Origin of the sequence: Actinomadura sp. 6K520 (assembly GCF_004349245.1) — a bacterium.
Taxonomy (GTDB): Bacteria; Actinomycetota; Actinomycetes; order Streptosporangiales; family Streptosporangiaceae; genus Spirillospora.
Genome location: NZ_SMLC01000210.1, coordinates 1 through 10,875, shown reverse-complemented (window position 1 = coordinate 10,875; position 10,875 = coordinate 1). Strand labels below are relative to the sequence as shown.

The following is a 10,875-nucleotide window of genomic DNA, read 5'->3' as shown; positions in this document are numbered from 1 at the left end:
GGTTTCGTCGGGGGTCATGTGGCCGAAGCGTTCGCGGCGGCCGGGCATGAGGTCCTCGCGGTCGACGCGCCCGGACGTTCACTCACCCCCGATGTCGCGCGCCGCGCGTGGGCGGATCTCGCGGCCGGGCCCGGTGTCGACGCGGCGGAGCTCGATCTGGCGGTGGACGAGCTGGGCGCCGTCGCCGCCGCGGACGTCGTCGTCCACCTGGCCGGACGTCCCGGGGTCCGCGACTCGTGGGGCGCCCGGCGCGCGGTCGAGCGCGACAACGTCCGCGCGACGGCGCGGCTGCTCGCGGCGTGCATGCGGCGGCCGGCGGCACTGCGGCCGAAGGTCGTCGTCGCGTCGAGTTCCTCGGTGTACGGGTCGGCGGGGCGGCGGCCGAACCGGGAGGACGATCCGCTGCACCCGGCGAGCCCGTACGCGGCCAGCAAGGTGGAGGTGGAGCGGCTCGCGGGGGCGGCGGCGCGGGACGGGCTGCGGACGGTCCTGCTCCGGTACTTCTCCGTCTACGGCCCCCGGCAGCGGCCCGACATGGCGTTCCACCGGTTCGTGGAGGCCGCGCTGCACGGACGTCCGCTCCCCGTCTTCGGCGACGGGCTGCGGTCGAGGAGCTTCACGCATGTCCGGGACGTGGTGTCGGCGACGCTCGCGGCGGCGGCCGCGGACCTGCCGCCGGGGATCGCCGTCAACGTCGGGCACCCCGAGCCCGTGACCGTCCGGGACGCGATCGCGATGCTCACCGCGGCGCTCGGCGTCCCCGCGGAGATCCGGCGGGAGACGCCGGTGGCCGGCGACGCCGCCCGGACGTGGGCCGACACCGCCCGCGCCCGGCGGCTGCTCGGCTGGACGGCGGCGACCGGCCTCGCCGAGGGGCTCGCCGACCAGATCGCCTGGCACCGCGCGGCGCACGAGGAGGTGCGGGTCGGGTGAGGCACAGGGCGGCGTACTTCGCGTTCGACCGGTTCCCGTCGAGCAAGGGCTCGGCGGTGCACATCGCGCAGATGGCCGACGAGCTGTTCGACCGGTTCGGCGGCGGGCTGCTCGGGGTGATCGGCGGCCCGGACCTGCCCCGGTACCAGCGGGAGGGGACCCGGGAGATCGCGCGGTTCGACGTCCCGGTCCCGAACCTCATCGACCGGGCGGAGGCGTTCTCCGGGTGGGTCGCCGGCCATCTGGAGCCGCACCTCGGAACGCTGGAGGTCTGCCACGTCCGGGACCCGTGGAGCGCGCTGCCGGTCGTCGCGGACGGCCGGCGGCACAGGGTCGTCTACGAGGTCAACGGGCTGCCGTCCATCGAGATGAGCCACACCTGGCCGTGGGCGGCGCCCAGCACGCTCGGCAAGATCCGCGAGCTGGAGCGGTACTGCCTGGAGCGCAGCGACGCCGTCGTGGTGCCGTCGCGGGTGATCGGTGCGGCCGTCGCCGCGCTCGGCGTGCCCGAGCCCAAGATCCACCTGGTGCCGAACGGGGCGGAGGCGGGTGCGCGGCCCCCGCGTCCCGAAGGCGCGCCCGAACGGTACGTCGTCTACATCGGCGCGCTGCAGCCGTGGCAGGGCCTGGACGTGCTGATGCGCGCGTTCGCCAGGCTCGCCGACCTGGACGGCCTGCGGCTGGTGGTCTGCTCGTCCGTCCCGGAACGGCGGTCGAAGCCGGTGCGGCGGCTGGCCGAGCGGCTCGGTGTGGCCGGGCGGGTCGACTGGCGGTTCACGCTGCCGCACCACGAGGTGGCCGCGTGGCTGGCGCACGCGGAGGTCTCGGTGGCCCCGCTGACGGGCTGCGCCCGCAACCTCGACCAGGGCTGCGCCCCGCTCAAGGTGATCGAGTCGATGGCGGCGGGGGTGCCGGTCGTGGCCTCCGACCTGCCCGCGGTGCGGGAGCTGATGACGGACGGGGAGCACGGGCGGCTCGTCCCCGCGGACCGTCCCGCCGAGCTGGCGCGGGCGGTCCGGATCCTGCTGGAGTACCCGGACGAGGCCATCGCCATGGGACGCAGGGGCCGGCTCCGGATTGAGGAGGGCCAGACGTGGGCGCATTCCCGCGCCCGCCTGGCCGAGGTCTACCGCACGGTCGTCCGGCCGGTGCACGACCAGGTTCGATAGGTGGTTCGTCATGTTCTGGCGTAAGCAGAAGGCCGCCATCGAGCGGTTCCATCCCCTGCACCGGGCGCTGACCCTGGAGCGGGCGTTCGCCGTCTCGCTGCGGCGGGACGACTGGGAGCCGGTCATCCAGAGCCTGGCGCGGCACGGCGGCGAGGTGCGGCGAGGCAAGTGGCAGCTGAACCGCCGGGTGCCGGGCGTCCTGGTACCGATGCTGCGGATCCTGGCGGCCGACATGCCGCCGCACGGAACGCTGTCGGTGGCGGCGGACATGCGCGGCCACAAGCTGCCGGAGAAGAACGGGCCGCAGTACGACGTGCCCGTCCGGCCCCCGATCACGTCGATGAAGCAGTGGTACGCCATGGACCCGTGGCTGCGGATGCGGGCGGAGCTGCGCGACGGCAGCGTCCTGGAGCTGTCGGTGACCGACCGCGTCCGGCACCGCAAGTACCGCAAGCGCAACCCACGGGGCAAGGTCAAGTTCAAGTCCAAGTCGAAAACGGTGCAGGTGGTCCAGGTGACGCGGCGGCTGGCGAAGGACGCGGCCGTGCAGCGACCGGGGTCACCGCCGCCCCCGTGGATCAGGGTCCGCGTCAAGCCGGGGAAGCGGGTGGTCATCCGGGCGAACGGGAAGTTCCCCGGGCCGCTGGAGGACCAGGCCATGATCGACCAGATCCTGCACGTGTCGACGGAACCGTTCCGGTGGACGCCCCCGGGCCGCCCCGCGAGGAGGACCCCGTGACCCCATGCTCGGTGACCACCGGCTTCTTCGTCCTCGGCCGCTGCGGGCAGGCGGCGGTGGCGTCCTGCCCCGGGTGCGGCCGTGCCGTCTGCGGCGCCCACGCGGGGCCGGGCGGGCTCTGCCCCGAGTGCGGCGCCGCCCAGGGCTACGGGACGCCCGACCCGCACCACCCTGCCTGGACGGGCGGCTACCGGCGGCACTACTACCAGCGCAGCTCGCACCTCTACAACGACGCCATGTGGTACTCGACCTTCAACGAGTACGACCGCGGGGCGTTCAACCCGGGCGACGACTGGTCCCACGGCGGTGACTGGGGCCCGGACGACGACACCGGCTTCGTGGACAGCTGATGCCCCGCGTCCTGTGGCTCACCGAGCACTATCCGCCGAGCCGGGGCGGGATGTCCCAGTCGTGCGACCGCATCGTGCGGGGGCTGCGCGCGTCCGGGGTGGCGGTCGACGTCGCGCACCTCACCCGCCGCGCCCGCCCGTGGGGTGTCGGGCGCGAGGACGGCGGCCGGCTGATCACCGCGCCGCTCGGCGACGACCCCGAGCACGCGCTGCGGCGGCTGTGGACGACGATCAACGCCGAGAACCTCACCGGCTACGGCCACGTGGTCGCGTTCGGCGGCGCGTACGCGATGCTCGCCGCGCCCGTCCTGGCCGCGCTGCTGGACGCCCGGCTGGTCACGCTGCTGCGCGGCAACGACATCGACGTCGGCGTCTTCTCGATGCGGCGGCGGGGCGTGCTGGCGGACGCGCTGCGCGCCTCGTCCCGGGTGTGCGTCGTCGCCCGTTCGCACGCGCCGCTGGTGTCGGCGATCGCCCCGGACGCGGTGGTCGCGTACGTCGCCAACAGCGTCGACACCGCGCAGTGGCGGGTCCTGCCGTCCGAGCGGGAGCGGGCGCGGGCGTGGCGGGCGGAGCACGTCGCGCCGGGGCGCCGGACGATCGGGCTGATCGGGCAGCTCAAGGTCAAGAAGGGCGTCGGCTTCTTCCTGGACGCCCTGGCCGCGTCGGGGCACGCCGACGCGTTCCATCTGCTGCTGGTCGGCGAGGTGGAGGAGTCCGTGGCGCAGTGGCTGGCCGAACGCGGCGTGCCGCATTCGGCCCTGCCGTTCCTTGAGCGCTACGACCTGCCCGCCGTCTACGCGAGCTGCGACCTGGTCGCGCTGCCGTCCTTCTACGACGGGATGCCGAACGTCGCGCTGGAGGCGGCGGCGCTCGGCGTGCCGCTGCTCGCCTCGGACGCGGGCGGGCTCGCGGACGTCGCCGACGACGAGATCGGGTTCACGTTCCCCGCCGGGAACGCGCACGCGTGCCGCGCGGCGATCGACCGGGCCGCGCGGGCCGGCGACGCGGAGCTGGCGAAGCTCGGCGCGGCGGGCGCGGAGCGCATCCGGCGCGACTTCACCCCGGCCGCCGAGACCGCCGGGTACCGCGCCGTCCTCGACGCGGTCCGTTGATCCTCTGCTACGCGTCCGGGGACGGGCTCGGGCACCTGACGCGGCTCAGGTCGGTCCTGCACACCCTTGGGGCGGCCGGGCCGGTCACCGTCGTCACGGGGTCGCCGTTCGCGGGCGATCCGCGGGTCACCGGCGACTGGCGGACCGTGCGGAGCATCGGCGCCGCGGATCTCGCGCCGGACGAGGTGCCGGACGAGGTGATCGTGGACGCGTTCCCCGCGGGCCTCAAGGGCGAACTCGTCCGCGGCGGCGGATTCCCTCCCGGTGCGAAGGTCACGCACCTGGCGCGGCTGCTCCGCTGGGACGCGTACGCGCCGCTGCTGCCCGCCGATCCCCCGCGCTTCGACCGGACGTTCCTCCTCGAACCGCTGGCGCCCGCGCACGAGGCGTTCCTCCGCGCCGTCTCCGCCGAGATCCTGCCGCTCACCCTGACCGATCCCCCATCGGAACCGGTCGACGTGGACGGCTGGCTCATCGTCCACAGCGGGCCGGAAGCAGAGACACTCGAACTCGTCGCCTACGCACGCGACATGGCGTCCGCCGAAGGCATCCGCCCGCCGATGACACTGGTATCGCCCCAGAAGCCGGACGGTCTGGCGCCAGAAGTCGCGTACCTCGACGTCTATCCCGCCTGGCGACCGGGCCCGAACGTCGAACGGATCGTGACCGCGGCCGGTTTCAACGCCGTTCGGCAGTTCGCACCCTGGCGCGACATCCACCGGATGCTGCCGTTCCCCCGCAGCCTGGACGACCAGTTCACCCGCGCCGCCCGCGCTAGGCGGGGAGCCGGACGTCGAACTCGATCTCCACGTCGTCGGCGAGCCTGAGGGCGCCGAAGAACGCCGAGTACGGCTTGATGCCCCAGCGGCTCTGCGGCACGGCGACACCGCCCCGCACCCGGTCACCGTCCAGTCCGGCCTCGATCCGCACCGGCTTCGCCCGCCCCATGATCGTGAGGTCGCCCTCGATCCCGCCGTCCCCGGTGATCCTGGTGGAGACGAACGTGATCTCCGGGTGGCGATGGACGTCCAGCACCTTGCGGAGGTTCTTCTTGATCTCGGCGCGGTCGTCGTCGGTGAGGGGCTTCACGCCCCCGGCGCCCTCGCGCACCTCCAGCGCGTCCACGTCGACGGTCACCCGGACGGCCGACTCGTCCAGCGGGTCGCGGGCCTCGACCGCCGCCCTCCAGCGCGTGGCCTCGATGGTCAGGTCGTGGCCGGCGCGCCGCCCGAGCCCGCTGCGGCCGGTCCTGACCAGCAGCCGCCCCTCGTCCGGCCCCAGCTCGTACGTTCCCTCTCGTACCGCCATGCCCTCAGCCTGTCATGGGCGCCGCCGGAGCCCCGCGGGCACCCCCTACCGGCATTTCACCCGGGGCTGCGGGCGGTACTCGGTGTGGAACTTCTCGCGCTTCACCTTCCGCCCGTCGGCGAGGAGCGTCCGCCAGACGTCGATCTCGAAGCCCTCACGACCGGCCATGGGCACGCACTTTCGCCCCCGCCCCACGCCCGTCCCATACGGCTTGACCCCGTACCGCCCGGACGTCTTCGACCGGACCTCGTACCTGCGTTCGCCGTACAGGCTGACCGTCAGCGACGCCGCCGTGTAGCCGACCTCGATGCGGACGGGGCGCCCGGTGTCGTTCCGCCACCTGAAGTCCAGTTCCGGATAGGCGACCGCGGCCTCGCGGCCCTCGGGGTACTCCGGCATGTACATGGTGTGCGCGCGCGACCTCCGGATGTCCAGGCCCGCCTTGAACACCGCGTTGAAGAGCGTCGAGGACACCTGGCAGATGCCGCCGCCCACGTCCTTCACCAGCCGCGAGCCCATGATGGCCGGCGCCGGGACGTACCCGCGGCTCCTGGTGCGCGGCCCGACGACGTCGTTGAACGAGAACGTCCGGCCGGGGGCGACGACGTGTCCGTCGAGCATCCCGGCGGCCAGCTCGATGTTGCGGACGCGGGGTTCCCCCGGCGTGAAACGGGTGGTGTAGCTGCTCATCGGCCGCTCCTGGGCGCCCGCGCCCCCGCCGGACGCGGCGTCCGGTGCGATCGTGCCCGGTAAGGACCCGTCCGGCGGCGCCTTGCCGCGGACGGTCAGCGTCGCCGCCGCGCCCGGCTCGCGCGGCGCCAGCAGGTACGCCCCGAGCAGCAGCCCGGTCGTCGCCAGCGTGCCCGCCACGAACGGCCACCACCGCCGGACGCACTCGCCCAGCTTCGGCTGCTGCCCGCGGCGCTGCCCGCGGCGATGGCGATCGCCGTGACGGCTCCGCTCGTGGCACCGTCGGTTCCGGCCAGGCCGGGTCCGCCTCACAGAACACACACCCCCCGAGGATCCCCTTCGGATCCTGCAACGGACCCTGCCGCTCCCCCACGCCCAACGCCGGACCTTTACCCGAACAACACGAACCCGCGAACAACAGCGGGCCCCGCCCCGGGCGCGCCAGGCCGTGCCGTGCCAGGCCGCGCACAGCCGACCGCCCGGCCGGTGGCGCGGAACCGGTCGGGCGGTCGGGGTCATCCGTGCGCCGTCAGCGGGCGCGTGCGCCCTCGCGCAACCGCTCGGGGTCGATCTCCCGTCCCGGGCGCCTGCGCAGGTACTCGGCTTCGAGCCGGTTCATGCGGCGCGTGTGCTCCCCGTACGCCTGGTCGGCGGCGTGCCGGAGCGCGTCGAGCCTCGTCTGGTAGAGATGCCCCAGCTCACGGAGCAGATCCTCGTCGGTGAGCGCACCGGGGTCGACCCCCGTCGCGGTGTCATTGCTCGTCATATCCGGGTTTCCTCCTCCGTGGGCGTCCGGTCCCCTACCCGGTCACCGTCCGCCGAACCACGCGTGCCGCAGGGCCCGTCAGCCGAGGGCGGCGGCGGGACAGAAGACGGTCAGGGCACCGGCGTGCTTGCCGAAGCGGAGCCTCGCGGGCAGCGAGGTGAGCTCGCCGTCGCGGGCGACCCGCAGGCCGCCGGCCGGTGACACCACCTCCAGGGCGGTCGCCTTCCACGCGCGGTAGCCGGGGGTGATGTGCAGGTGCCCGGCCAGCACCGCGGCGACCGCGCGGACGCGGGGGACGCGGCGGCCGGTGGAGACCGTCCGGATGTCGAGCCACCCGTCGTCGAGCCGCTCGCGCCAGTTCGGCGTGGCGCCCCGCGCGCCGTAGCGGCAGTTGCCGACGAACGCCAGCCAGACGCGGTGTTCGCGGCCGTCCACGACCAGGTCGACCGGCTCGGAGCGCCGCAGCGTCCGGACGGCGGCGACGGCGAGCGCGGGCCACTTGCCGATGCGCCGCTCCAGCCGTTCCCGCTGTTCGAGCAGCTCGGTGTAGGCGCCGAAGCCGGCGGTGTTGAGAAAGAGGTGCTCCGCGTCCTGTCCGCGCCCCCCGGCCGCCGGGGTGAGGTAGGAGACGTCGACGCGGCCGAGCCGGCCGCCCCGGTAGGCGGAGATCGCCTCCGTGGCCGACGCGACGCCCAGGGCACGGGCGAAGTGGTCGAACGTACCGCCCGGGACGACCAGCAGCGGGACGTCGTGGCGCAGCGCAGCCCGCGCGGCCGCGTTCACCGACCCGTCCCCGCCGACGACGGCGAGCACGGACGCCCGCCCGGCCGCCGCGCCGAACACCTTGTCGGCGTCGTCGCCCGCCGCGAACGTGACGATCTCCGCCGCGGGCAGCTCCCGTTCGAAGATCTCCACCGCGAAGTCCGCGCGGCCCGGCAGTATCCCGCCCGCCGCGTCGCCGCCCCCGGCGGCGCGGTTGACGACCGCGACCACCCCCCGCCCGTCGTCGGTGACCAGCTCGCCGAGGTCCCGCCCGGTGACCGTGTCCTCGGCCGGGGTCACCCGGGCCGCCGGCGGGTGCGCGGGCCACACCGTCCGCGTCCCGAGCGCGGCGAGCACGCCGATCCCCGCCCCGGCGAGGACGTCGCCCGGATAGTGGGCGCCGGTGTACACCCGGGAGAACGCCACCGCCGCGGCCGTCGCCGCGACCGGCACGGCCACCGGGCGCGGCGCCTCCATCGCGACGCCCGCGGCGAAGGCCGCGGCCGACGCCGAGTGCCCGGACGGGAAGGCGTGCGACGTGGGCAGCTTCCAGCGGATCCGGATCGGCGGCACCAGGTCCACGACGGGCCGCCTGCGGCGGAACGCCTGCTTGCCGAGGAGGTTCACCGCGGGGCTCGCCACCGCGATCGCGATCGACCCGCGCAGCGCCGCGCGCCGCAGCCGGGCGCCTCCGGTGAGCCCCAGCGCCCCGGCGCTCGTGAACCACAGCACGCCGTGGTCGGCGAACCGCGACAGCCTCGGCAGGACGTACTCCAGGCCCGGCAGGTGCGCCGCCGCGACCCCGTCGAACGCCCACCGGTCGATCCGCCCCAGCCTGCGCAGCGTGCGGGAACGGTGGAAGCGGGACCGGGGTTCCGGCGGCGGGGGGCGCCGCCAGACGGGGGGCCGTCGCTGCGCGGTGGGATGGCCTTTGTGGTTGGCGCGCATGATCGGGGTATCCCCAGGGACGGCGCCATGATGCCGTAAAGATCTCAAATCGGGGGTCACATGCGGGCAGACGTCACCTCGGACTCATCGACTGCAATAGGCTTCCGGGCATGAGTCACCCGGAACGGCTCGGTTCCTCGGGTGGCGAGTCGGTCGGAACGATCGCGGAGCCTCCTCACGTGAACGAGACGCTGGCCGACTACGCCGCACGTCATGGGCTGAGGCAGAGCGCGGCGCGCCCCCCGCTGCCCAAGTATCTGAAGAGTGTGTGGGCTCGACGGAACTTCATCTGGGCCTTCGCGTCGGCGAAGAACGTCTCGAAACACAGCGACTCCCGCCTGGGCCAGGTGTGGCAGGTCCTGACCCCGCTGCTGAACGCGGCCGTCTACTACCTGATCTTCGGGCTGCTGCTGAAGCTGAGCCGCGGCGTGCCGGACTTCATCCCGTTCCTGGTGACCGGCGTGTTCCTGTTCGGCTTCACCCAGCGGTCCGTCACCTCCGGCTCCAAGTCGGTCGGCGACAACCTGTCGCTGATCCGGGCGCTGCACTTCCCCCGGGCGACGCTGCCGCTGGCGTACGCGGTCGTGGAGCTGCAGCAGCTGCTGGTGTCGCTGTTCGTCCTGTTCGCCATCATCCTGGCGTTCGGCGAGCCGCTCAGCTTCTACATGCTGCTGTTCGTCCCGATCCTGCTGCTCCAGCTGATGTTCAACGTCGGCATCAGCATGGTCATGGCGCGGCTGGGAGCGTTCAACCGCGACATCACGCAGCTGCTGCCCTTCGTCATGCGGACGTGGCTGTACGCGTCCGGTGTCATCTTCAGCCTCCCGCAGCTCATGGAGCGCAGCGACCTGCTGAAGAACCACGGGTGGCTCGGCGTGCTGCTCGAAGCGAACCCCGCGTACGTGTTCCTGGAGCTGAGCCGGTACGTCCTGCTGGGCGAGTACCGGGGATACGTCCAGTCGACTCTGGGCGTGACCTCCGTGACGCATCTGTGGCTGCTCGCGGGCGGCTGGAGCCTGGTCATGCTGATCGGGGGGTTCATGTACTTCTACCGTGCCGAGGAGCGATACGGCCGTGGCTGACACCAAGGTGCGGGGGGCCATCGACATCGACCCGACCCGGGAACCGATCGTCGTGGTGGACGATCTCCACATCGTCTACCGGGTGTTCGGCGCCGGCGGGAAGGGAAACGCCGCCAGCGCGTTCTCCCGGATCATCCGGCGGCAGAGCCGCCCCACGATGACCGAGGTCCACGCGATCAAGGGCCTGTCGTTCGTCGCCTACCGGGGCGAGGCCATCGGGATCATCGGCACCAACGGCTCCGGCAAGTCGACGCTGCTGAAGGCGATCGCGGGGCTGCTGCCTCCGCACAGCGGCGGCGTCTACACCGACGGCCAGCCGTCCCTGCTGGGCGTGAACGCCGCCCTGATGAAGGACCTCACCGGCGAGCGCAACATCATCCTCGGCTGCCTGGCGATGGGCATGACCCCGTCCGAGACCAGGGCGAAGTACCAGGAGATCGTGAAGTTCGCCGGGCTCAAGGAGGGGTTCATCCAGTACCCCATGCGGACGTACTCGTCCGGCATGGGCGCCCGGCTCCGCTTCGCCATCGCCGCGGCCAAGACCCACGACGTGCTGCTGATCGACGAGGCACTCGCCACCGGCGACGCCAAATTCAAGAACAAGAGCAAGCGCCGGATCGAGGAGCTGCGCAAGGAGGCCGGCGCGGTGTTCCTCGTCGCCCACCAACTGGACGTGGTCAAGGAGACCTGCGACCGCGTCATCTGGGTCGACGAGGGCCAGATGCACATGGACGGCGACCCGGAAGAGGTCATCGCCGCCTACACCGACGCCACCGGCAAGTAAGGCCCCAACCGGGTAAGGGCCGCTGAACAGCGGGTCAGTGGCCTGTAAGGCCCCGCGCGAAGGTGCCCGTGGGACTTCCGGGGCCGACGCGCCCGGTGAGACCAATGTGACGCGGAGTTACCGGATCGTCTCTGGATGAGAAGCGAAAGTAGATCTACTTTCGAGGGAGAACCTCAGCGGCGAGGGAGGCTCCCATGGCCGACCGGCTCACCCCCCACTCCCCCCGAAC

The 10,875-nt window shown here is 73.2% G+C and carries 12 protein-coding genes; 8 read left to right on the top strand and 4 right to left on the bottom strand.

Annotated elements, in window-relative coordinates; translation table 11 throughout:
• From E1289_RS32925 to E1289_RS32900, 6 genes are all read left to right on the top strand, one after another.
• The coding region (locus E1289_RS32925; protein ID WP_131987274.1) for an NAD-dependent epimerase/dehydratase family protein at positions 1–933 on the top strand (933 nt) is incomplete at its 5' end.
• Positions 930–2,102, top strand: a complete 1,173-nt coding sequence (locus E1289_RS32920; RefSeq protein WP_243713306.1) for a glycosyltransferase family 4 protein — start codon at positions 930–932, stop codon at positions 2,100–2,102. The genes E1289_RS32925 and E1289_RS32920, both read left to right, overlap by 4 nt.
• A gap of 10 nt (positions 2,103–2,112) precedes the next feature.
• The gene (locus E1289_RS32915) at positions 2,113–2,841 is read left to right on the top strand and encodes a hypothetical protein (protein ID WP_131987272.1); all 729 of its coding nucleotides are present in this window, start codon (positions 2,113–2,115) and stop codon (positions 2,839–2,841) included.
• A complete protein-coding gene (locus E1289_RS32910) occupies positions 2,838–3,191 on the top strand; it encodes a hypothetical protein (RefSeq protein ID WP_131987270.1) in 354 nt (117 codons plus the stop codon). Before E1289_RS32915 ends, E1289_RS32910 begins: the two co-directional genes overlap by 4 nt.
• Positions 3,191–4,306, top strand: coding sequence for a glycosyltransferase family 4 protein (locus tag E1289_RS32905; RefSeq protein ID WP_131987268.1), 1,116 nt, complete (start codon positions 3,191–3,193; stop codon positions 4,304–4,306). Before E1289_RS32910 ends, E1289_RS32905 begins: the two co-directional genes overlap by 1 nt.
• A complete protein-coding gene (locus E1289_RS32900; RefSeq protein ID WP_131987266.1) occupies positions 4,303–5,133 on the top strand; it encodes a hypothetical protein in 831 nt (276 codons plus the stop codon). Before E1289_RS32905 ends, E1289_RS32900 begins: the two co-directional genes overlap by 4 nt.
• Here E1289_RS32900 and E1289_RS32895 read toward each other — a convergent pair.
• The 4 genes from E1289_RS32895 to E1289_RS32880 form a co-directional block, all read right to left on the bottom strand.
• Positions 5,081–5,614, bottom strand: coding sequence for a YceI family protein (locus tag E1289_RS32895; protein ID WP_131987264.1), 534 nt, complete (start codon positions 5,612–5,614; stop codon positions 5,081–5,083). The genes E1289_RS32900 and E1289_RS32895 overlap by 53 nt on opposite strands.
• Before the next feature lie 45 nt (positions 5,615–5,659).
• The gene (locus tag E1289_RS32890) at positions 5,660–6,484 is read right to left on the bottom strand and encodes a VanW family protein (protein WP_165970705.1); all 825 of its coding nucleotides are present in this window, start codon (positions 6,482–6,484) and stop codon (positions 5,660–5,662) included.
• A 349-nt stretch (positions 6,485–6,833) separates the two neighbouring features.
• A complete protein-coding gene (locus E1289_RS32885) occupies positions 6,834–7,070 on the bottom strand; it encodes a DUF6158 family protein (RefSeq protein ID WP_131987260.1) in 237 nt (78 codons plus the stop codon).
• Between the two features lie 78 nt (positions 7,071–7,148).
• Complete coding sequence (locus tag E1289_RS32880; protein ID WP_131987258.1) at positions 7,149–8,780, bottom strand: bifunctional phosphatase PAP2/diacylglycerol kinase family protein; 1,632 nt, start codon at positions 8,778–8,780, stop codon at positions 7,149–7,151.
• A 179-nt stretch (positions 8,781–8,959) separates the two neighbouring features.
• On the opposite strand from E1289_RS32880, the gene E1289_RS32875 reads away from it, so the two are divergent.
• Entirely contained in the window at positions 8,960–9,862 is a 903-nt protein-coding gene (locus tag E1289_RS32875) for an ABC transporter permease (protein WP_243713305.1), read from the top strand.
• Positions 9,855–10,646, top strand: coding sequence for an ABC transporter ATP-binding protein (locus tag E1289_RS32870; RefSeq protein ID WP_243713304.1), 792 nt, complete (start codon positions 9,855–9,857; stop codon positions 10,644–10,646). Before E1289_RS32875 ends, E1289_RS32870 begins: the two co-directional genes overlap by 8 nt.
• The last annotated feature ends 229 nt before the right edge of the window (positions 10,647–10,875 follow it).

Bases quoted from the DNA above. Each gene is read 5' to 3' on its own strand.
- E1289_RS32895 (WP_131987264.1), bottom strand. From the start codon at position 5,614: ATGGCGGTACGAGAGGGAACGTACGAGCTGGGGCCGGACGAGGGGCGG.
- E1289_RS32905 (WP_131987268.1), top strand. From the start codon at position 3,191: ATGCCCCGCGTCCTGTGGCTCACCGAGCACTATCCGCCGAGCCGGGGC.
- E1289_RS32915 (WP_131987272.1), top strand. From the start codon at position 2,113: ATGTTCTGGCGTAAGCAGAAGGCCGCCATCGAGCGGTTCCATCCCCTG.
- E1289_RS32880 (WP_131987258.1), bottom strand. From the start codon at position 8,780: ATGCGCGCCAACCACAAAGGCCATCCCACCGCGCAGCGACGGCCCCCC.
- E1289_RS32885 (WP_131987260.1), bottom strand. From the start codon at position 7,070: ATGACGAGCAATGACACCGCGACGGGGGTCGACCCCGGTGCGCTCACC.